The sequence below is a fragment of the Herbaspirillum sp. GW821-FHT09A12 genome (genome assembly GCF_059418325.1).
Window position 1 is genome coordinate 137,647 of sequence record NZ_JBWKPR010000004.1, and the last position, 21,488, is coordinate 159,134.

At 63.0% G+C, this 21,488-nt stretch carries 22 protein-coding genes; 4 read left to right on the forward strand and 18 right to left on the reverse strand.

Going from position 1 to position 21,488, the window contains the following annotated elements:
- The first annotated feature begins 10 nt into the window (after positions 1 to 10).
- The 3 genes from AC07N6_RS12790 (at position 11) to AC07N6_RS12800 (ending at position 1,740) form a co-directional block, all read left to right on the forward strand.
- A complete protein-coding gene (locus AC07N6_RS12790; protein ID WP_494781604.1) occupies positions 11 to 478 on the forward strand; it encodes an Lrp/AsnC family transcriptional regulator in 468 nt (155 codons plus the stop codon).
- A gap of 132 nt (positions 479 to 610) precedes the next feature.
- A complete protein-coding gene (locus AC07N6_RS12795) occupies positions 611 to 1,222 on the forward strand; it encodes an isochorismatase family protein (RefSeq protein WP_494781603.1) in 612 nt (203 codons plus the stop codon).
- Between the two features lie 59 nt (positions 1,223 to 1,281).
- On the forward strand, positions 1,282 to 1,740 hold the full coding sequence (locus AC07N6_RS12800) for a cupin domain-containing protein (protein WP_494781602.1): 459 nt from the start codon (positions 1,282 to 1,284) through the stop codon (positions 1,738 to 1,740).
- A 72-nt stretch (positions 1,741 to 1,812) separates the two neighbouring features.
- On the opposite strand, the gene AC07N6_RS12805 is transcribed toward AC07N6_RS12800, so the two are convergent.
- The 9 genes from AC07N6_RS12805 to hemE form a co-directional block, all read right to left on the reverse strand.
- On the reverse strand, positions 1,813 to 2,700 hold the full coding sequence (locus tag AC07N6_RS12805) for a LysR family transcriptional regulator (RefSeq protein WP_494781601.1): 888 nt from the start codon (positions 2,698 to 2,700) through the stop codon (positions 1,813 to 1,815).
- A gap of 105 nt (positions 2,701 to 2,805) precedes the next feature.
- Positions 2,806 to 3,759, reverse strand: a complete 954-nt coding sequence (gene fmt / locus AC07N6_RS12810; protein ID WP_494781600.1) for a methionyl-tRNA formyltransferase — start codon at positions 3,757 to 3,759, stop codon at positions 2,806 to 2,808.
- Between the two features lie 46 nt (positions 3,760 to 3,805).
- Positions 3,806 to 4,612 (reverse strand): SDR family oxidoreductase, encoded by an 807-nt coding sequence (locus tag AC07N6_RS12815; RefSeq protein ID WP_494781599.1) that lies wholly within the window; start codon positions 4,610 to 4,612, stop codon positions 3,806 to 3,808.
- Between the two features lie 94 nt (positions 4,613 to 4,706).
- Positions 4,707 to 5,408, reverse strand: coding sequence for a thiol:disulfide interchange protein DsbA/DsbL (locus AC07N6_RS12820; protein ID WP_494781598.1), 702 nt, complete (start codon positions 5,406 to 5,408; stop codon positions 4,707 to 4,709).
- Between the two features lie 280 nt (positions 5,409 to 5,688).
- Positions 5,689 to 6,303 (reverse strand): SPOR domain-containing protein, encoded by a 615-nt coding sequence (locus AC07N6_RS12825; RefSeq protein ID WP_494781597.1) that lies wholly within the window; start codon positions 6,301 to 6,303, stop codon positions 5,689 to 5,691.
- Between the two features lie 41 nt (positions 6,304 to 6,344).
- Positions 6,345 to 8,096, reverse strand: a complete 1,752-nt coding sequence (gene argS / locus AC07N6_RS12830) for an arginine--tRNA ligase (protein WP_494781596.1) — start codon at positions 8,094 to 8,096, stop codon at positions 6,345 to 6,347.
- A 155-nt stretch (positions 8,097 to 8,251) separates the two neighbouring features.
- Positions 8,252 to 8,797, reverse strand: coding sequence for a DUF6622 family protein (locus AC07N6_RS12835; RefSeq protein ID WP_494781725.1), 546 nt, complete (start codon positions 8,795 to 8,797; stop codon positions 8,252 to 8,254).
- A gap of 128 nt (positions 8,798 to 8,925) precedes the next feature.
- On the reverse strand, positions 8,926 to 11,064 hold the full coding sequence (locus AC07N6_RS12840) for a primosomal protein N' (RefSeq protein WP_494781595.1): 2,139 nt from the start codon (positions 11,062 to 11,064) through the stop codon (positions 8,926 to 8,928).
- A gap of 749 nt (positions 11,065 to 11,813) precedes the next feature.
- Positions 11,814 to 12,893 carry a uroporphyrinogen decarboxylase gene (gene hemE / locus AC07N6_RS12845; RefSeq protein ID WP_494781594.1) on the reverse strand — a complete coding sequence of 360 codons (1,080 nt, stop codon included), beginning with the start codon at positions 12,891 to 12,893 and terminating at the stop codon, positions 11,814 to 11,816.
- A 283-nt stretch (positions 12,894 to 13,176) separates the two neighbouring features.
- Between hemE and AC07N6_RS12850 the strand changes: the two genes are divergently transcribed.
- Positions 13,177 to 13,971, forward strand: coding sequence for a transporter substrate-binding domain-containing protein (locus AC07N6_RS12850; RefSeq protein ID WP_494781593.1), 795 nt, complete (start codon positions 13,177 to 13,179; stop codon positions 13,969 to 13,971).
- Between the two features lie 49 nt (positions 13,972 to 14,020).
- Here the strand turns inward: AC07N6_RS12850 and AC07N6_RS12855 are convergent, their stop codons facing one another.
- From AC07N6_RS12855 to atpE, 9 genes are all read right to left on the reverse strand, one after another.
- Positions 14,021 to 14,833 carry a polyphosphate kinase 2 family protein gene (locus AC07N6_RS12855; protein WP_494781592.1) on the reverse strand — a complete coding sequence of 271 codons (813 nt, stop codon included), beginning with the start codon at positions 14,831 to 14,833 and terminating at the stop codon, positions 14,021 to 14,023.
- A 105-nt stretch (positions 14,834 to 14,938) separates the two neighbouring features.
- Entirely contained in the window at positions 14,939 to 15,391 is a 453-nt protein-coding gene (locus AC07N6_RS12860) for a CoA-binding protein (protein ID WP_494781591.1), read from the reverse strand.
- Positions 15,392 to 15,581: 190 nt separating this feature from the next.
- Positions 15,582 to 16,004 (reverse strand): F0F1 ATP synthase subunit epsilon, encoded by a 423-nt coding sequence (locus tag AC07N6_RS12865; protein ID WP_494781590.1) that lies wholly within the window; start codon positions 16,002 to 16,004, stop codon positions 15,582 to 15,584.
- Between the two features lie 193 nt (positions 16,005 to 16,197).
- Complete coding sequence (gene atpD / locus AC07N6_RS12870) at positions 16,198 to 17,598, reverse strand: F0F1 ATP synthase subunit beta (protein ID WP_050467729.1); 1,401 nt, start codon at positions 17,596 to 17,598, stop codon at positions 16,198 to 16,200.
- A 64-nt stretch (positions 17,599 to 17,662) separates the two neighbouring features.
- Positions 17,663 to 18,535, reverse strand: coding sequence for a F0F1 ATP synthase subunit gamma (gene atpG, locus AC07N6_RS12875; RefSeq protein WP_494781589.1), 873 nt, complete (start codon positions 18,533 to 18,535; stop codon positions 17,663 to 17,665).
- A 29-nt stretch (positions 18,536 to 18,564) separates the two neighbouring features.
- Positions 18,565 to 20,106 carry a F0F1 ATP synthase subunit alpha gene (gene atpA, locus AC07N6_RS12880; RefSeq protein ID WP_494781588.1) on the reverse strand — a complete coding sequence of 514 codons (1,542 nt, stop codon included), beginning with the start codon at positions 20,104 to 20,106 and terminating at the stop codon, positions 18,565 to 18,567.
- Between the two features lie 47 nt (positions 20,107 to 20,153).
- A complete protein-coding gene (locus tag AC07N6_RS12885) occupies positions 20,154 to 20,687 on the reverse strand; it encodes a F0F1 ATP synthase subunit delta (protein WP_494781587.1) in 534 nt (177 codons plus the stop codon).
- A gap of 1 nt (position 20,688) precedes the next feature.
- Positions 20,689 to 21,159, reverse strand: a complete 471-nt coding sequence (locus AC07N6_RS12890; RefSeq protein WP_494781586.1) for a F0F1 ATP synthase subunit B — start codon at positions 21,157 to 21,159, stop codon at positions 20,689 to 20,691.
- Positions 21,160 to 21,233: 74 nt separating this feature from the next.
- Positions 21,234 to 21,479 carry a F0F1 ATP synthase subunit C gene (gene atpE, locus AC07N6_RS12895; RefSeq protein ID WP_006461334.1) on the reverse strand — a complete coding sequence of 82 codons (246 nt, stop codon included), beginning with the start codon at positions 21,477 to 21,479 and terminating at the stop codon, positions 21,234 to 21,236.
- Between the last annotated feature and the right edge of the window lie 9 nt (positions 21,480 to 21,488).

Sequence of the window (21,488 nt, forward strand, 5' to 3'; positions counted from 1 at the left end):
ATCCATCAACATGGAAAAATTCGATCGTTTCGACCGCATCATCCTGGAAACCTTGCAGCAAAACGGCCGCGCCAGCAATGTCGAACTGTCGGACAAGGTGAACCTGTCGCCCCCGCAGTGCTACCGCCGCGTGCAGCGGCTGGAGCAGGAAGGCGTGATCCGCGGCTATGCGGCCCAGGTCGAGCCGGCCGCGCTGGGACTGGGCGTGATCGCCTTCGTCAGCCTCTCGCTGGCGCGCGAACAGTTCAAGCAGGTGCGCAGCGTGGAGAAAGCGATCCGGCAATTTCCGGAAATCCTGGAGTGCTACACCATTTCGGGCGACTTCGATTACCTGCTCAAGGTGGCGGCGGCCGACCTCAAGAGCCTGTCGTCCTTCCTGACCGACCGCCTGATGCAGGTGCCGGGCGTGGCCGGCGTGCGTTCAATGGTGTGCATGGAAGAAATCAAACCCGCCAGCCCGCTGCCGGTTCCCGGCTAGCGCCAGGCCCTGCCAGGGCCCCTTTTCCGGATTTTTGCGTTTTCAGCACAAATCTTGTCGCGTGCCGCCACTGTGCGGCGCGCGACCGTCTGGCTATGCTTCGTCCTGTCGTCAATCAACCAGGAGCAGCACATGTCGCACCCCACCATCCGCAGCATCGCCGGCGCGCCCGCTCCGGTTTCGCTTGAGGCCGCCAGCACCGCCCTGCTGGTGATCGATTTCCAGAACGAATACTTCACCGGCATGATGCCGATCCCCGATGGCAAGGCGGCGCTGGCCAACGCCAAGCGGCTGGTCGCCATGGCCGACCGCCATCTCATGCCCGTGTTCCACGTCCAGCATGTGACGCCGGCCGGCACGCCGATCTTCGCCGAAGGCGGCGCCACCGTCGCCCTCCATCCCGAGATCCAGCCGGCGGCGCATCACCACCTGGTCAAGAAATCCAATGTCAGCGTCTTCCAGGACACCGACATCGAGGCGCAGCTCAAGGCCGCCGGCATCAAGACCTTGCTGATCACCGGCCTGATGACCCATGCCTGCGTGGCAGGCGCGGCCCGCGATGCGGCGCCGGCCGGGTTCGACGTGATCGTGGCCGCCGATGCCTGCGCCACGCGCGACATCGAGGCGCCCGACGGCGGCGTCGTCGCACACGACGCACTGCACCGCGCATCGCTGGTCAGCATCGCCGACACCTTCGGCAGCGTGCTCAACACCAATGCCATCCTGGAAATGAACGTAGCCTGAGCGAATCCGGCCCGTCTTTCTTCACGCTTCACCCACCGACCTTAAAGGAGTACACCGACATGAAACGTATCGCCACCGCCGCACTGCTGATCGCCGGTCTCACCGCCGCTTCCGCCGCCCTGGCCACCTCCCCTCCAAAGGTTGAAGTCAAGGCGCAACCGCTGGTCTCGTTCCCCGCATCCGACCTGCAATGGCGCGAACTGCCGGGCACCGGCGGCATCAAGGTCGCCGACGTGCGCGGCAGCATCACTGGCAAGGGTCCGTATGACGCCTTCGTGATCTTCCCGGCCGGCAAGGACAATCCGTATCACATGCACACGCAGAACCTGCCGACGGTAGTCCTGAAGGGCACCTTCTACGCCGTGGTCGACGGCAAGCGCATCCAGTACCCGGCCGGTTCCTTCTATAACCTGCCGGCGCGCATGCCGCATTACAGCGGTTGCGAAAAGGGCGACGACTGCGTGCTGTTCCAATATCAGGCGGACCACTTCGACCTGGTGCCGGTCGAGAAGAAGTAAGCGCATTCCCCCAAACAAAAACCCGCTGCATGCATTTGCAGCGGGTTTTTATTTGTGCCGGGCAAGCAGCATTCAGAATGCCCAGCGGTTCTGGGCATAGTAATCGCCGACGAAGTCGACGAAAGCGCGCACCTTGGGCGACATGTGGCGGTTTTGCGGATAGAGCGCATACAGGTCGCGCGAATGCAAGCGGTAGTCGGGCAGGAGCTGCACCAGGTCGCCGTGCCGCAGGTCTTCGCACACCACGAAGGTGGCCGAGGCGGTAATGCCCATGCCGGCGCGCACCGCATCGCACACCACCATGCCGCTGTTGGACTGCAGATTGCCGCTGACGGCCACATTGGACAGCGCGCCGTCCGCCCCGGCAAAGGTCAGTTCGGTAGTTTGCAGCGCCAGCGAGTACGCCATGTAGTTGTGGGCCGCCAGATCGTCGGGCGTACGCGGCATGCCATGCCGCTTGACGTAGTCGGGCGCGGCGACCAGCACCATGTCGCTGGCGCACAGGCGCTTGGCGACCAGCGTCGAGTCCGGGAGGGTACGCGTGATGCGCAAGCCGACGTCGAATTCTTCGGCGATCAGGTCGACGAAACGGTCGTTGCATACGAAGTCGACCTTGAGGTCGGGATGGCTGCGCATGAATTCCGGCAGCCACTTGCCGGATTCCATGATGCCGAACACCATCGGCGCATTGATGCGCAGCAGCCCGGAAGGATGGCTCTGGTGGTGGTGCACCATCTGCGCCGCATCCTCGATCTGGTCCAGGATCTGCACGCAGCGCAGATAGTAGGCCTGCCCCACTTCGGTCAGCGCGAAGCGGCGCGTGGTGCGGTTGAGCAACTGCGCGCCCAGCGCCTGCTCCAGCTGGCTCATCTGGCGCGACACCACGCTGGGCGACATGTCCAGCACCACCGCCGCCGCCGAGAACCCGCCGGCGTCGACTACGTGACGGAATGTACGCATAGCCGTCAATTGATCCATGATTTCCCCCCGTTTGGAAAAACACCCCCTACCTACCCTGCGGCCCGCCCTTGCTGCAGGTATTGCCGCAACCTGCAGCAGTAACGTTCAGGCGAAACGCCCGCCCTCCAGCGCGAAGCCCTTGAGGAATTCCGACGCCGGCAGGCGTTTGCCGCCCGGCTTTTGCAGTTCGGTCAGCAACAGCGCGCCGTCGCCGCAAGCCACCACGATGCCGGCCTGGGCATCGGCCGACAGCACCTGGCCCGGCGCGCCCCGCAGTGCGATGCTGACCGGCTGCGCTTGCCAGATCTTGATGACCGTTTCGCCGAAGCGCCCGCTGGCGCCGGGGAAGGGATTGAAGGCGCGGATCTTGCGCGCCAGCTCGGCGGCCGGTCGCGAGAAATCGAGCGCGGCCTCTTCCTTGGCGATCTTGGCGGCGTAATTGGCGCCCTGCTCCGGTTGCGGCGTGGCCGGCAGTTGGCCTTGTTCCAGCCTGGCCAATGCGTCGACAATCATCTGGCCGCCCAACGCCGCCAGCTTGTCGTGCAGGCTGCCGGTCGTATCGTCGCCGGCGATCGGCAGGCTTTCGATCAACAGCATGGGGCCGGTGTCGAGCCCTTCTTCCATCTGCATGATGGTGATGCCGGTCTCGGCGTCGCCCGCTTCGATGGCGCGGTGGATCGGCGCGGCGCCGCGCCAGCGCGGCAAGAGCGAACCGTGGATGTTGATGCAGCCCAGGCGCGGGATGTCGAGCACGCTCTTCGGCAGGATCAGGCCGTAGGCTGCCACCACCATGACATCGTGCGGCGTCGCGCGCAGCAGTGCGTGCGCTTCTTGGGCGACGTCGGGATACTTGCCGTCCAGCCGCAGCGAGACCGGCTGCGCCACCGGGGCGCCATGCTGTTGCGCGCACTGCTTGACCGGCGAGGCCTGCAATTGCATGCCGCGCCCGGCCGGACGGTCGGGCTGGGTCAGCACCAGCGTGATGTCGTGGCCGGCGGCGTACAGTGCTTCGAGAGCGACGGCGGCGAATTCCGGCGTGCCGGCGAAAATGATCTTCATGGAGGCTCCGGATGCCGCCGCCGGCGATGACCGGCGGCGGCAGAAATTACAGGTTACGCTTCTTCTGGGGGGCGCGCGCGAATGCCATATCGTACAGCCAATTGGGCGCCATCCTGAGCAGCTTGGCGACTACGCCCATCTGCCACGGGATGACGCGGTAACTGGCGCCGTCGGCAATCGCCCGCAGCGCGCGGGCGGCGAATGTTTCTACCGGCAGCAGGAAGGGCATGCGGTAATGGTTGACCTGGGTCATCGGCGTATCGATATAGCCCGGCGCGATGGTCACCACCTGGATGCCGCTGCTGCGCAACTCCACCCGCAGCGACTCGCAGTAACTGATGACCGCGGCCTTGGATGCGCTGTAGGCCCCGGCGCCCGGCAAGCCGCGAATGCCCGCCACGCTGCCGATGCCGACCAGCCGGCAGCGGCGGCGCTCGGCCTCGGGCAGCGCCTTCATGCGCGCGACGAAAGGCGTGAAGGTCGCGAACGTGGCGGTGACGTTGACCGCCATGATGCGCTCGAAGGCGGCCAGGTCTTCGCGATATTCGGTCAGCGTGCCTTGCGAGATGCCGGCATTGGCGATCACCACGTCGGCGCCGCCGAACTCGGCCATGAAGGCATCGGCCGCCGCCTGCAGCGCCGCGTGGTCGGTGACGTCGAGCGCATAGATGCGGTGGCGTTGCGGCTCGGGCAGGCTGGCGCGCAAGGCCTCCAATTCAGCCGCGCGCCGCGCCGCCAGGCCCAGCGTCGCGCCCTGCTGCGCATAGGCGCGCGCCAGCGCCATGCCGATGCCGCTGGAAGCGCCGGTCAGGAAAACGCGCTGCGCTTTCGTCGTGCCGTGGGAATGCGTCATGTCGGCTCCTGCCTGTTCTGATGAATGCGGATGGACAGCCTGCAATGAAAACGGCCCGCGGCCTTGCGGACGCGGGCCGTTTCCGGATCGGTTCTTACTTTTTCTTTGCGGCGCCGGCAGCCTTTTCGGCTGCGGCCTTGGCCACCAGGTGATCCATCACCTGCAGCGTGGCCGCCTGCTGCATCGACTCCGGCTGGTTGGCCAGCGCCACGCCGACCACCGCCGGCGAGGTGACGTAACGGCCGTCGATGGCGATCATCGGCACGCCGTCGACCTTGTAGGCTTCCTGCAGCTGGGCGGCGCGGCGGGCCTTGGTCTGCACGCCGAAGGAATTGTACAGGTCGAGGAATTTCTGCTTGTCCAGGCCCACCTTCTCGATATAGGCCAGGATGGTCTTGTCGGTGTTGATGCGCTGCCCTTCAACGTGGATCGCATGGAAAATCTTCGGCGTCAGCTCTTCCGCCTTACCCATCGCTTCCAACGCGTAGTACAGCTTTTGCTGCGGCACGAAGCTGTCGCGGAAAGCCACCGGCACCTTCTTGAAGTTGATCTTGTCGCCCTGCTTCTTGACCCAGGCCGTCAGCGACGGGTCCCAGGCGGCGCAATGCGGGCAGTCGAACCAGAAGAACTCGGTGACTTCCACCTTGTTGCCCGAGTCGGTCGGCTGGGCCTGGTCCAGCACGCGATAGTCGGCGCCTACTTGCGGATTGGCCGGCGATGCGCCCGCATTCACGCTGGCCGACAGGGCCAGCACGCCAAAGCTGACTGCCGCCAGCAGCTGTTGATAAAAACGCATGAAATTACCCTTCTCTGATGGATATTGGAAAGGGGCCGATGGCACGGCCCCCCCGAATCCTGCTCCCCCCGCCAGCTATCCCCTGTTGCCGGGACGAATCGGACTCTTGCCTGAGAATCTGTCCGCTATCTCTGCCGGGGCTGGGCAGATGTCATTTCAGGATGGGATGCAAGGCGCAAAACGTAGCCGGGCCGGTTGGCCCCGGCGAGGCTTTGCAACGCTGCAGACCGCCTGAAAGGGCATTTGAACGACCCCGGCAGAGATAGTGAACAGGTTCGAATTACCTGGGAATGCGGACGATCGCCGCATCGACCCCGTTATCGGACAATTTGCTGCGCGTCCGGTTCATCGCTTCAGCCTGCTCGAAGGGGCCGATGCGCACGCGGTACAGCACGCCGCTGTCGGCGGTGCGTTCGGTGACCTTGGCTTCGAAACCGAGCAGGGCCAGCTTGGCGCGGGCGCTTTCCGCATCAGCCTGGTCGCGGAAGGCGCCGGTCTGCAGGAAGTAGCTCCATTTGTCGTCGGCGGCATCGCTCTTGGCCGGCGCCTGGGCGGCCGGCTTGGCGTCGGCAGTCTTGGTTTCAGCCGGCTTGGCCGGCGCGGCCGGCGGCGGGACAACCGGCTGCGCCGCGGCCGTGTTGGGGGGCACCGGCGTCTGCGATGGCGGCGGGTTGCTGTCGCGGTTGCCGTACAACGGACGGTTGGGGTCGGCGGCCTGGGCCGGGGTCGGATCGGCGCGCTCGGGGCGGACCACCTTGTTGACGAAGGGGATCGGCGACTTGGTGATCATCAGCGCCACGCCAACGGCAATGCCCAGTCCGACGATCAAACCCAGGATCAGGCCCAACAGCGTGCCGCCGGCCTGTTTGTGATGTTTCGCGTTCAACTGTTTCACGTTTCTCTTGTCTTGATTAGCTTAGCGGCTTGGTTAGCAATTTACATTCTGGCCGGCGCCGATACGCCCAAGAGCGCCAGGCCATTGCGCAGCACCTGGCGGGTGGCGGCCATCAGCGCCAGGCGCGCGAGCCTGGTTGGGACATCGTCGACCAGCACGCGTTCCGCATTGTAGTAGCTATGCAGTTCGCCTGCCAGATCGCGCAAATAGAAGGCCACCTGGTGCGGCCCCAGCTCGGCCAGCGCGTGCGCCAGCATTTCCGGATACTCGGCCAGCTTGGCCAGCAGCGCGGCTTCTCGCGGCGCGGTCAGCGGCGACAGGTCGGCCACATTCCTGAGCTCTTCCTCGTCGCCGCCCCACTTGCCCAGCACGGTGCAGATGCGCGCGTGGGCGTACTGCACGTAATAGACCGGGTTTTCATCCGACTGCGCCAGCGCCAGGTCGACGTCGAACACGAACTCGGTGTCGGCCTTGCGCGAGATCAGGAAGAAGCGCACCGCATCGCGGCCGCGGGTCAGGTCCGGGGTTTCGCCCTCTGCGCCCTCTGCGCCCTCGGCGCCCGCGCCGGCCGACCATTCGATCAGGTCGCGCAGCGTGACGTAGGAACCGGCGCGCTTGGAGATCTTCACCTCTTCGCCGTTACGCATGACGGTGACCATCTTGTGCAGCACGTAATCGGGATAGCCTTGCGGGATGCCCACGCCTGCAGCCTGCAGGCCGGCGCGCACGCGCGCGATGGTGCCGTGGTGGTCGCTGCCCTGGACGTTGATCACCTTGCCGTAGCCGCGCTGCCATTTGTTGATGTGATAGGCGACGTCGGGCACGAAGTAGGTATAGGTGCCGTCGGTCTTCTTCATGACGCGATCCTTGTCGTCGCCATAGTCGGTGGTGCGCAACCACAGCGCGCCGTCCTGCTCGTAGGTCTTGCCGGCCTTGACCAGCGCCTCGACCGCGGCGGCCACCTTGCCGTCGGCATACAGCGACGACTCCAGGTAATAATTGTCGAACTTCACGCCGAAGGCCTGCAGGTCGAGATCCTGCTCATGGCGCAGGTAGGCCACGGCGAAACGGCGGATCGATTCGATGTCCTCGACATCGCCGCTGGCGGTGACCGGTTCGCCATCGCTGGCCGAGACGGTCTTCTGGTCGAGGAAATCGCGTGCGATATCGGCGATGTAGTCGCCGTTGTAGGCCGACTCCGGCCACTCGGCGTCGCCCGGCTTGAAGCCGCGCGCGCGGGTCTGCACGGAAGTGGCCAGCGTGGCGATCTGCACGCCGGCGTCGTTGTAGTAGAACTCGCGCAGCACGTCGTAACCCTGTACTTCCAGCAGCGACGACAGCGCATCGCCGAGCGCGCCCTGGCGGCCGTGGCCGACGTGCAACGGGCCGGTGGGGTTGGCGGAGACGAACTCGACCAGCACCTTCTTGCCCTCGCCGGCACGGCTCTTGCCGAAATCGGCACCTTGTTCGTGGATGACCTTGACCACCGCCTGCCTGGCGGCAGCGGCTACGCGCAGGTTGATGAAACCGGGGCCGGCGATGTCCGCCGACTCCACCAGGCCGTCGCGCGCCGGATCGGCCAGCACGGCGGCCACGATGGCTTGCGCCAGTTCGCGCGGGTTCTTCTTCAGCGGCTTGGCCAGTTGCATGGCGATGTTGCAGGCGATGTCGCCATGCGACGGGTCGCGCGGGCGCTCCAGCGTGATGCTGGGCTGCAGGTCGGTGCCGGCGACGAGCGGCTTCAACGCGGATGAAAACAGGTCGGCAATGCTTTGTTTCTGTTGTGCGAGCATGGGAATGGCAGGTAAAGCGGAAGCGGCCGCGGCGCATCGGAAACCCGCGCCGGGAGGAATCGCTTGAAATTAGTTGAGCAGCCGAGATTATACCGGCTTGCCGCCCCGCTTTGCGCCCGGGGGACGCTGCCCATTCCAGCTTTTTGCGGCCGCGCTCAGCCCGGCGCCGGGCCCGTCTGGACATGGCCCGCCAGCGCACGGCGATAAAGATGTACGATTCGCAACAATCGGCCGGCGAAAATACCGGCGAAGGCGCCATACAACGCCGCCTGCGGCAGGGAGAACCAGGCGCTGGACGCCAGTTGCGGATGCAAGGCCAGCATGACCGCGGCGCTGTATTTGACGGCAAAAATCCCCAGCGTCAGCAACAAGGGCTGCCAACTGCCGCGCTGGGCGATCCGGCGGCGCGCGGCATCGACGCGGATGGCGGCGGCGGCACGGCTGCGGAAACTGAGAAAGCCAGCGGCCAGCATGGCGACAACGCCTGGCAGGGCATTGGCCGGATGGGCGCTGAAACTGAGCAGCAAGCCCGACAAGGACAAGCCGAGCATCACCACCGGCATCGCCAGCGCCTTGGCCAGCGGGGCGTCGCGGTCGCGGCCGGCTTGCCAGCCGCGATACAGCAAAAAGGCCAGCAAGGGCCAGACCCATAAAGGGGTGTGCGTGACGATGCCGGCGATCATGGGATGCTCCTGTGCAATGGATGAGCGACGGGAGCAAGCTTAGTGACCGGTGCGACGCCGGCCCAGCGCCTTGCGACGAAATGCATGCCGCGGGCAAGCAGAAGCGTCGCCAATGGCGTGAAATGCACCGGCGCGCCGGCGCGGCCTCAGATATCGACCGGATCGACCTCAAGCGACCAGCGCACCCGCGTCTTCACCTGCCTGAGTTCGGCCAGCCATTCCCTCAGGAAAGCCTGCAAGGCGGGACGCGAGGGGCATTCCACCAGCAATTGCGCGCGCTCGACGTTGGCCACGCGCATCATCGTCATCGGGATGGGGGCGTTGATGGTGATGGCGGGCGCGGTCAGCATGGCGGCAGCCTCCTGCAGGAAGCCCACGGCCTGCGCCAGCTCGCGCGCTTCAGCGCGCAGCAGCGCCTGGTACATGAAGGGCGGGAAACAGGCTTGCTGGCGCTCTTCCAGCAGCGTGCCGGCGAAGCCGTCGTAGTCGTGGCACACCACCGCCTGGTACAGCGGATGGTGCGGATAGCGGGTCTGGATCAGCACCTCGCCCGAGCTGCCGTCAGCCGACAGCCCGGCGCGGCCGGCGCGCCCGGCCACCTGCATCAGTTGCGCGAACAGGCGCTCGCTGGCGCGGTAGTCGTGCGAAAACAGCGCGGTGTCGGGGTTCATCACGCCCACCAGGGTCAGCTTTTTGAAGTCGTGCCCCTTGGCCACCATCTGGGTGCCGATCAGGATGTCGACCTCGCCGCGGTGCACGCTGTCGAAGGCGAGCTGGGCGGAACCCTTCAGGCGCGTCGAATCGGCGTCGATGCGCAGCACCCGCGCCTCCGGGAAGATCGCCCGCAAGCCCTCTTCCACGCGCTGGGTGCCGCGCCCCAGCGGCTGCAGGTCGATGTTGCCGCAGGTCGGGCAGGACTTGGGGATGTGCAGTTCCAGGCTGCAATGGTGGCAGCGCAGGCGGCGCTCGGGCCGGTGCACCACCATGAAGGCGTCGCAGCGCATGCAATTGCTGATCCAGCCGCAGGCGTCGCACGCCAGCACCGGCGCATAGCCGCGCCGGTTGAGGAACAGCAGCGACTGCTCGCCGTTTTCCAGGCGCTTGCGGATGGCGCCGATGAGGGTGGAGGTCAGCCCGTCCTGCGGCTTGTCGCGCTCCATGTCGACCACCTTGACGGTGGGCAGCACCGCCTGCTGCGCGGCGCGCTGGCGCAGTTCCAGGCGGCGGTAGCGGCCGGCCTGGGCGTGCTGCCAGGTTTCCAGCGACGGCGTGGCCGAACCCAGCACCACCGGAATGCCGAGCTGGTGCGCCCGCCATACGGCCAGGTCGCGCGCGGAATAACGCAGGCCTTCCTGCTGCTTGTAGGACGGATCGTGCTCTTCGTCGATGACAATGAGTTTGAGGTGCGGCAATGAAGACAGGATGGCCAGGCGCGTGCCCAGCACGATATGCGCCTGCCCCAGATGGGCCGCCAGCCAGCTGCGGGTACGCTCGCCCTCGGCCAGCCCGCTGTGCAGCGCCACCACGTTCAGGTGGGGGAAGCGCGCGCGGATATTGCCTTCCAGTTGGGGAGTGAGGTTGATTTCCGGCACCAGCACCAGGATCTGCGCGGGCGCCTCCTGCGGCGCGGCAGGCTGCTCCGCTGCAGCCTTGGCATCGGCCGCGCGTTTCAGGATGGCGGCGGCGGCCTGCAAATAGACTTCGGTCTTGCCGCTGCCGGTGACCCCGTACAGCAGCAGCGGCGCGAACCCTTCCGCCTGGGCGATGACGTCGACTGCCTGTTGTTGCGCGGCATTGAGCGGCGGCGCGGCGCCGAACTGCATGGGATCGGCGGGCGGCGCCGGCTCGGCAGCCGGTTCGCTCTCGGCGTCCTTGGCCTTTGCCTTGCGCTTCTTGGGCGGCGCGGCCATCCGGCCCAGCGCCTTGAGCGCCTTGTCCAGTGCCACCGTAGTCAGCGCGCGCAGGTTCTTGGGCAGGCCCGGCAGCATCACTTCGCCCAACGGCCGCTGGTAATAGTCGGCAGCAAACCCGCACAGCGCCAACCAGTGCGCCGACAACGGCGGCAACTGGCCGCGTACGGCAAGCACGTCCTTGATCTTGTCTGCGCTCAGCTCGGTCCGGGCCGCATGGCCGACCACCACGCCAACCGCTTCGCGCCGCCCGAATGGCACCACGACCAGTTGGCCGACGACGGGGATCGCCTCATCCTCCCGGCCGCGCCAACAATAATCGAAGACGGTATGCAAGGGGGTATCGAGCGCGACTTGGAGGATGCACTGTTCCACGAACTTAATGTAATTCCTGAAAAACCGAGCTAACTATAGGTTTCAACTGTATTTTTTGAGCTATCCACAAATCCTGTGGATAACTTTGGGGACAAGTCGCTCTTGACAGGCTTTGCGCCAGACTGGAGGCGGCTTTCAATAAATTGCCCAAATCAAAAGCAAAAAAATAATTCAATAAAATCAAACACTTGTATTTATCCTTGGCGAGCGGAAAATTTATTTTCTAAATTTTTTTCAGCCGCGGCCCTAACCTCTTCCATGTGCATAAGTCCTGAAGGCACTAGATCACCGCGATCATTTGTCAAGGGGTGATCATCGACCGCGACCGATGATTTTTCATCTCTGCCCGACAAAAATGACTACGCGCATTTAAAGTAAAACTTCAAAAGCACGCGTAAATGACGGTTTAATAAGCGCTTTTAGGGTTATGCACAAAACCTGTGGATAACTTTGTTGAAAAGTACCTCTTGACAGCCTGCAAGCCCGCCAAGGCTGGGCCTCCCAATAGATTGCCCAAAAGCGGAGCAGAAAATAACATCAATGAAATCAAGCACTTGGAAATGCGGCCCGGCCAAAGAAATTCGCATGTCGATATTATCGATTCTTAATTAGAAGCAAGCCCAAAATGTGCATAAGTCAAAAAAATCACTTATCAAAAGATCCATGGCTTGCACCGTGCCGGTTCACGCGGTCGCGACATACCGCGCAACCGCGGCCAGCCACGGCAGGCGCACAGGCATCCGGCGGCCTCAAGACCTCATGCTGCGGCTGATCTCATGGACTGCATCGGCCAGTGTCGTCACCGCCTCGGGCGGGGTGTGCTGGGAAATACCGTGGCCCAGGTTGAAGACATGGCCGTTGCCCACCGATGGCTTGCCGTAGGATTCCAGCAGCTTGCGCACCTCGGCGCGGATGGCGTCGTCGCCGGCGAACAGCACGTTGGGGTCGAGATTGCCCTGCAGCGCCACCTGGTCGCCGACACGGCGGCGGGCCTCGCCCAGGTTGACCGTCCAGTCCAGGCCGACGGCGTCGGCGCCGATGGCGGCGATCTGCTCCAGCCACAGGCCGCCGCCCTTGGTGAACACGATCACGGGAATGCGCGCGCCGTCCTGCTCCCGCTTCAACTGGCGCACCACGTCGGCCATGTAGGCCAGCGAGAATTGCTGGTAGATGCCATCGGCCAGGGCGCCGCCCCAGGTATCGAAGATCATCACCGCTTGCGCGCCGGCGTCGATCTGCGCATTCAGGTAGGCCGCCACCGCAGCGGCGTTGGTCCTGAGGATGTGGTGCATCAGGTCCGGCCGGCTGTAGAGCATGCTCTTGACCAGGCGGAAATCGTCCGAGCCGCCGCCTTCGACCATGTAGCAAGCCAGCGTCCAGGGGCTGCCGGAAAATCCGATCAGCGGCACCCGGCCATCGAGCTCGCGGCGGATTTGCGTCACGGCGTCGAACACATAATTCAGCTTGGCCAGATCGGGCGCCTGCAGCGCCTTGACCGCCGCTTCGTCGCGCAATGGGCGCTCGAACTTGGGGCCCTCGCCTTCGGCGAAATACAGCCCCAGGCCCATCGCATCCGGCACGGTGAGGATGTCCGAGAACAGGATGGCGGCGTCCAGCGGATAACGCGCCAACGGCTGCAGCGTGACTTCGGTGGCGTAATCAGGGTTGGTCGCCAGGCCCATGAAGGAGCCGGCGCGCGCACGCGTGGCGCGGTATTCCGGCAGATAGCGGCCGGCCTGGCGCATCAGCCACAGCGGCGTGTAATCGGTCGGCTGGCGCAGCAAGGCGCGCAGGAAAGTATCGTTTTTCAGCGGTGCGAATCGGGACATGGTCGACCTGGACAGTAGCGGACGGCAAACCTCCATTATCTCATCCAAACCAGGAAAGCCCGGCTAATTATCGGTATCGTCCGGCACCGATATCGACCTGGATGGCAGCGGCGCGCCATTTCCTGCGCGGGGTTGCGCTGCGGCCGACAAGTCCCGAAAAGGCGCATCGCCTGCGAAAGCGCAAGCATTTTTGTTATGATCGGCGGGCAACAAAAAGACCGACAGGCGCACGCTATCGCTCAACAATCGGGCGCCGTATTGCCAACATCCATCTGGAGACAATATGAAAAAATTTCTCGGCGCCGCCTTGCTGGCCGCCCTCGCCCTCGTTTCGCTGTCGCTCCGTCCGGCGCTTGCCGCCGACGGCGACGCCAACGCATCGCGCCTGGACCAGGTGATCAAATCCGGCAAGCTGCGCGTCTGCATGACCGGCGACTACAAGCCGTTCACCTTCTACCGCCCGGACCAGACGTTCGAAGGCATGGATGTGGAACTGGCCACATCGCTGGCCAAGTCGCTGGGGGTGGAAGCGCAATTCGTGAAGACCACCTGGAGCAACCTGATGAATGACTTCATCGCCCAGTGCGACATCGCCATGGGCGGCGTCTCGATCACGCTGGAACGCCAGAAGAAGGCGGCGTTCTCGGCGCCGACCATGGTCGATGGAAAGGCGCCGGTGGTGCGTTGCGCCGACAAGGAAAAATTCCGCAATTTCGACCTGATCGACCAGCCGGGCACACGCGCCATCGTCAACCCCGGCGGCACCAACGAGCGTTTCGCGCGTGCGCACTACAAGCGCGCCACGCTGGCGCTGCACCCCGACAACGTGACCATCTTCCAGCAGATCATCGACGGCAAAGCCGACGTGATGGTGACCGATGCCAGCGAGACCATGTGGCAGTCCAAGCTCCATCCGGAACTGTGCCCGGTCAATCCCCAACAGCCGCTGCAGTTCGCCGAAAAGGCCTACATGCTGCCGCGCGGCGATATCGCCTTCAAGGAATATGTGGATGCCTGGCTGCACCTGGCCAAGGCTACCGGCGAGTACCAGCAGGTATTCGACAAGTGGCTCAAGTAAGTGATGGCGGACCGCCAGTCCGGCCGGCTTCAGGCCCAGGACTGGCGACTCAGTCGACCTTGAGTTTTTTCAGTTCCGGCTTGGGATCCGGAAACTTCAGCTTCAACGCTTCCAGCGTCTCCAGCACGATGCTGGCGACCACCAGGTTGCGGTGCGTCTTGGCGTCGGCCGGCACCACGTACCAAGGCGCATGTTCCGTGCTGGTGGCGCGCAGGGCATTCTGGTAGGCCTGCTGGTAGGCATCCCAGCGCTGGCGTTCTTCAAGGTCCTGGATCTCGAATTTCCAATGCTTGTTGGGATCGTCGATGCGCGACTGCAAACGCTCTTGCTGCTCGTCCTTGGAAATATGCAGGAAGAACTTGAGGATGACCGTGCCGGTCTCGCTCAGCAAGCGTTCGAAGTCGTTGATCTGGGCGTAGCGGCGCTTGCACTCCTTGTCGTCGATCCAGTCGTGCACGCGCGTGATCAGCACGTCTTCGTAATGGCTGCGGTTGAACACCACGATCTCCCCCGCCGCCGGCACCTGCTGGTGCACGCGCCAAAGATAGTCATGCGCCAGCTCAATGGCCGTCGGCGCCTTGAAGTTGGCGATGCGGATACCTTGCGGATTAACGCCGGCGAACACGTCGTTGACCGTGCCGTCCTTGCCGCTGGTATCGATCCCCTGCAAAATCACCAGCAACTTGTGCCGGCGGCCGGCATAGAACATCTGCTGCTGCTCGCCGATGGCGGCGGCCAGGCGGCCGATCTCGGCCTTGTCCTGCTCCTTGTTGCCGGATGACAGCGGTTTGGACGAAGCGCTGCCGTCATTGATCTCCACCTTGCTGTCGGCGACGAATTGCTCTGCGATTTTTTTCGGCATGCTGAGTCCCTGTGGTTGTTGTGGTGATGTCCCGATTGCGTCTTGCTGCTTGCGCCTTGCTGCTTGCGCCTTACCGGCCGTGGCCCGCCGATTGCAACCGTGCCGCTACAGCACGCCGAGGTAATTTCCCTGGCGATGCTCGATCTTGATGCACTTGTCCATGATCACCTTCAATCCCGCGGCACGCGCTTTGCCAGCGGCTTCCTCGTGGAAGATGTCGAGTTGCATCCACACGCATTCGGCGCCGATGGCGATGGCGTCATCCACCACCGGCGGGATGTCGGAGGATTTGCGGAAGCAGTCGACAATGGAAATGCGCAACCCTTCTTTCGCCAGCGCCGCCGCCGCATCCTGCAGCGTGGCATGGCAATGCTCGCCCAGGATGGTCTGGCCGGCATACATGGGATTGACCGCGACGATCCGATACCCCGCCGACTGCATGTAAGCCGCGACGTCATAACTGGCCCGCGCGGGGCGATTGGACAAGCCGACCACGGCAATCACCGGCTTGCCGCCGGCATGGGATGAAAGCGGCTGGGCCTGGCCAGTTTGCGGCATGGAATTCTCCTGTCTCGTTCGGTTCCGGCGATATGCGTCTGCAGCGCAGCGCCGTTTATATTTGTCCAGACTAGCGCAATATGCGCCAACGCGCATCCATCCACCGCGCGCCCATGAAAAAAGGCAGCCGAGGCTGCCTTTAGACTTCTTGCTTGCGCCATCCCGTTGAAGCGATGGCGACGCCGACGCATCAGCGCTTCTGACGCAACTTCTGGATCGCGGCCAATTGCGCGACTGCGGCAGCCAGTTCGGCTTGCGCAGCGGCGTAATCGATCTTCGAATCGCGGTTGGCCAATACTTCTTCGGCCAGCTTCTTCGCTTCGGCTGCCTTGGCTTCGTCCAGGTCGGCGCCGCGGATCGCGGTGTCGGCCAGCACGGTCACGGCATCCGGCTGAACTTCCAGCAGGCCGCCCGCCACGAACACGAATTCCTCGGCCGCCTGGCCCGGCACCTTGATACGGACGGCACCCGGCTTGATGCGCGTGATCAGCGGCGTGTGGCGGGGATAGATACCCAGCTCGCCCGCTTCACCCGGCAACACGACGAATTCAGCCTCGCCGGAGAAGATTGCCTCTTCCGCCGAAACCACGTCCACTTGAATAGTATGTGCCATGTCGTTTCCTATCCGATTGACCGCTCCCGTGCATCAGCAATGCATGGAAGCGGCGCCAAAGATCAATAAATACAAACTGTCGCAAAACTACTGCGCCGTCCGGTCTTGAGCCCTGCGGTGCTCAGCGTACTCTCGTACGCTTGTGCTCCTCGAGCCCAGGCTCGAACCGCGCGCTACGTTTTTCAACAGCTTGTCAGTTGATCTTCTTGGCTTTTTCGATTGCTTCTTCGATCGTGCCGACCATGTAGAACGCTTGTTCCGGCAGGTGATCGAGTTCGCCGCTGGCGATCATCTTGAAGCCCTTGATCGTGTCCTTGAGCGAAACGTACTTGCCGGGCGAACCGGTGAACACTTCGGCAACGTGGAACGGCTGCGACAGGAAACGCTGCATCTTGCGAGCGCGCGCCACCAGCAGCTTGTCTTCCGGAGCCAGTTCGTCCATGCCCAGAATCGCGATGATGTCGCGCAGTTCCTTGTAGCGCTGCAGGGTGCCTTGGACGGCGCGGGCTGTTTCGTAGTGCTCCTGGCCGACCACTTGCGGGTCCAGCTGGCGCGAGGTCGAGTCCAGCGGATCGACCGCAGGGTAGATACCCAGCGAAGCGATGTCACGCGACAGAACGACGGTCGAGTCCAAGTGGGCGAAGGTGGTTGCCGGCGACGGGTCGGTCAAGTCATCCGCAGGGACGTACACGGCCTGGATCGAGGTGATCGAACCGGTCTTGGTCGAGGTGATGCGCTCTTGCAGGCGCCCCATTTCTTCGGCCAGCGTCGGCTGGTAGCCCACGGCGGAAGGCATACGGCCCAGCAGCGCGGACACTTCGGTACCGGCCAGGGTGTAACGGTAGATGTTGTCGACGAAGAACAGGACGTCCTTGCCTTCATCACGGAAGCCTTCGGCGATGGTCAGGCCGGTCAGCGCGACGCGCAGACGGTTGCCCGGCGGTTCGTTCATCTGGCCGTACACCATGGCCACCTTGGAGTTGGCCGGGTTTTCCAGATCCACGACCTTGGCTTCTGCCATTTCGTGATAGAAGTCGTTACCTTCACGGGTACGCTCACCAACACCGGCGAACACGGACAGACCGCTGTGCGCCTTGGCGATGTTGTTGATCAGTTCCATCATGTTCACGGTCTTGCCCACACCGGCGCCGCCGAACAGGCCGACCTTGCCGCCCTTGGCGAACGGGCACACCAGGTCGATCACCTTGATGCCGGTTTCCAGCAGCTCTTGCGAGGGCGACAGTTCGTCGTATGCAGGGGCCTTGCGGTGGATCTCGGCGGTTTGCGCGTGGCTCACCGGACCGCATTCGTCGATCGGGTTGCCCAGCACGTCCATGATGCGGCCCAGGGTCGCAGTGCCGACCGGCACCGTGATTCCATGGCCGGTGTTCGTGATGGTCAGGCCGCGGCGCAGACCGTCCGACGAACCGAGCGCAATGGTACGAACCACGCCGTCGCCCAGCTGTTGCTGGACTTCCAGGGTCAGTTCAGAACCTTCCAATTTCAAGGCATCGTAAATCTTGGGCATCGCATTGCGCGGGAACTCTACGTCCACCACGGCGCCGATACACTGAACGATTTTGCCATCAGCCATTTTCGTTCCTTCAATAGATAAAATTTAAAATCTGATTCGCATCGCTGCGTTACGTCTGCCGCTATCAGCCGACCGCGGCCGCACCAGCAACGATTTCCGACAGTTCCTTGGTGATCGCTGCCTGGCGGGTCTTGTTGTAGACCAGCTTCAGCTCTCCGATCACACTGCCGGCGTTGTCGCTTGCAGCTTTCATCGCCACCATCCGCGCCGATTGCTCGGACGCCATGTTTTCGGCGACAGCCTGATAAATCAGTGCTTCAACGTAACGCACCAGCAGCTCGTCCACCACGCTTTGCACATCGGGCTCATAGATGTAGTCCCAGGAGTGCGAACCCTCATCAGCCTTGAGCTTGTCGCTGGTCAGCGGCAGCAATTGCTGCAGGGTTGCTTCCTGCTTCATCGTATTGATGAACTTGGTGTACACCAGGTACACCGCGTCCAGCTTGCCTTCCTGGTATGCATCGAGCAGCACCTTGACGGGGCCGATCAGCTTTTCCAGGTGAGGCGTATCGCCCAATTGCGTTACGTTGGCGGCCACGCGGGCGCCAATACGATTCAGAAAACCGAGACCCTTGTTGCCAATGGCAACGGTCTCGATGGCAAGGCTCTGGCCTTCCAGTTCACGAATCTTCGAAGTCAGCAGACGCAGCGAATTGGTGTTCATGCCGCCGCACAGACCCTTGTCGGTCGTGACGACGATGAAACCAACGCGCTTGGCGGTATCCTGCTTGACCATGAACGGATGCGTGTATTCCGGATTGGCCTGCGACAGGTTGGCCGCGATATTGCGGATCTTGTCGCTGTATGGGCGGGCAGCGTGCATCCGGTCCTGCGCCTTGCGCATTTTGGATGCCGCGACCATTTCCATCGCCTTGGTGATCTTCTTCGTATTCTCTACGCTCTTGATCTTGCCACGTATCTCTTTACCTGTAGCCACGAGTAAGACTCCTTATAGCTTCAGTAAAATTAGTACGCGCCGGATTTTTTGAAGTCGACGATGGCCGCTGCCAGGGCCGCTTCAGCATCCTTATCCAGTTGCTTGGTGTCTTCGATCTTCTTCAGCAGGTCAGCATGGCTGGTCTTCACGAAGTTGTGCAGACCGGCTTCGAATGCCAGGATCTTCTTGACTTCGACGTCGTCCATGTAGCCCTTGTTGACCGCGAACAGCGTGACGGCCATGATCGAGATCGATTGCGGCGCGTACTGAGCCTGCTTGAGCAGTTCGGTTACGCGCGCGCCGCGATCCAGCTGCTTGCGGGTGGCTTCGTCCAGATCGGAAGCGAACTGCGCGAACGCGGCCAGTTCACGGTACTGCGCCAGGTCGGTACGGATACCGCCGGACAGGCCCTTGATGACCTTGGTCTGGGCAGCGCCACCGACGCGCGACACCGAGATACCGGCGTTGATCGCAGGACGGATACCGGCGTTGAACAGCGAGGTTTCCAGGAAGATCTGGCCGTCGGTGATCGAGATCACGTTGGTCGGAACGAAGGCGGACACGTCGCCGGCCTGGGTTTCGATGATCGGCAGCGCGGTCAGCGAACCGGTCTGGCCCTTGACTTCGCCGTTGGTGAACTTCTCGACGTAGTCGGCGTTCACGCGGGCTGCGCGTTCCAGCAGGCGGCTGTGCAGGTAGAACACGTCGCCCGGGTAAGCTTCACGGCCCGGCGGACGGCGCAGCAGCAGCGATACCTGACGGTACGCAACAGCTTGCTTGGACAGGTCGTCATACACGATCAGGGCATCTTGACCGCGATCGCGGAAGTATTCGCCCATGGCGCAACCCGAGTAGGCCGACACGTATTGCATCGCTGCCGATTCGGAGGCGGTCGCTGCCACGACGATGGTGTATTCCATCGCGCCGTGCGCTTCCAGTGCGCGCACCACGTTCTTGACCGACGAAGCCTTCTGGCCGATCGCGACGTAGATGCAGGTCATGTTCTGACCCTTCTGGTTGATGATGGCGTCGATCGCGACGGCGGTCTTGCCGGTCTGGCGGTCGCCGATGATCAGCTCGCGCTGGCCGCGGCCGACAGGCACCATCGAGTCGATCGACTTCAGGCCGGTCTGCATCGGTTGCGACACGGACTGGCGTGCGATCACGCCCGGAGCGATCTTTTCGATCGGGGCGGTCAGCTTGGCGTTGATCGGACCCTTGCCGTCGATCGGCTGGCCCAGTGCGTTGACCACGCGGCCCTTCAGTTCCGGACCGATAGGCACTTCCAGGATACGGCCGGTGCACTTGACGGTGTCGCCTTCGGAAATGTGCTCGTATTCGCCCAGGATAACGGCGCCGACCGAGTCACGCTCCAGGTTCAGCGCCAGGCCGAAGGTATTGCCCGGGAATTCCAGCATCTCACCTTGCATCACGTCGGACAGACCATGGATACGGCAGATACCGTCGGACACGGAAATAACCGTGCCCTGATTGCGAATCTCAGCGGTATCGCCAAGGCCTTGGATCCGGCTCTTGATCAGCTCGCTGATTTCAGATGCGTTGAGTTGCATACTAACTCCTAAAAATTGTTCTTTCGCTTACGCCAGGGTCCGGCTATTCACGCGGCCAGAGCAGCATGCAGCTGCTGCAGCTTCGCGCGCACGGAGGTATCGAACACTTCGTCGCCAACCACGACACGCACGCCGCCGATCAGGCTGTTGTCCACTTCCACAGAAGGGTTCAGCTTGCGGCCGAACTTCTTCTCCAGGGTGGCGATCACATCCTTGACCTGCGCATCGCTCATCTCGAATGCGCTGACGATATGTGCATCGGCCGAACCTTCCTGGGCGTTTTTCAGCGCATGGAATTGTTCGGCGATCTGCGGCAGCAGGGTCAGACGGCCGTTGTCGGCCAGGGTCTTGACGAAGTTCTGCGCTTCGATGGAAAGCGGAGTCTTCACTGCTGCGGCAAACACTTCGGCCAGCTTGGCATGCGAAACGGAAGGATTTTGCGCGAGGGCCTTGAGCTCGGGATGCGCTGCCACCTGGGCCATCTCGGTAACGAGATCGGACCAGGCTGCCAGGCTGCCGGCCTTGGCCACACGGAACAGGGCTTCGGCGTAAGGGCGAGCGATCGTTACGAGTTCGGCCATATTACAGCTCTGCCTTCAGTTGGTTCAGCAATTCGGCATGCGCCGCTGCGTTGACTTCGCGCTTCAAGATCTGCTCGGCGCCCTTGACCGCGAGCGTGGCGACTTCGCCGCGCAATTCTTCGCGCGCCTTGTTCACTTGCTGTTCGGCATCGGCACGGGCATTGGCGATGATGCGGGCTGCTTCGTCAGCGGCCGTCTTCTTCGCCTCTTCGACGATCAGTTGCGCGCGCTTTTCGGCGTCGCCGATGCGCTTTTGGCCTTCATCGCGGGCCGACGACAATTCGGCCTGCACGCGCTTTTCAGCGGCAGCCAGATCTGCCTTGCCGCGGTCGGCGGCTGCCAGGCCGTCCGCAATCTTCTTGGCGCGCTCGTCGAGCGCCTTGATCAACGGCGGCCACACGAATTTCATCGTGAAGCCGGCGAGGATGAAGAAGACCACGAACTGAGCAATCAATGTTGCATTTAAGTTCACGGTAATTTCCTTCTCAGAATAACGAGTGCCGGAACCAATCGTCCGGCAGGGTGAGAGTGGCTATGAAGCCCGAATTACTTGGCGATGAACGGATTTGCGAATGCGAACAGCATGGCGATACCAACACCGATCAGGAACGCGGCGTCGATCAGACCGGCCAGCAGGAACATCTTGGTTTGCAGGGTATTCATCAGTTCAGGCTGACGTGCGGATGCTTCGAGGTACTTACCGCCCATGATCGCGATACCGATACAAGCGCCGATAGCGCCCAGGCCAATGATCAAACCGCAAGCCAAAGCAACGAAAGAGACATCAGTCATGACAATTCC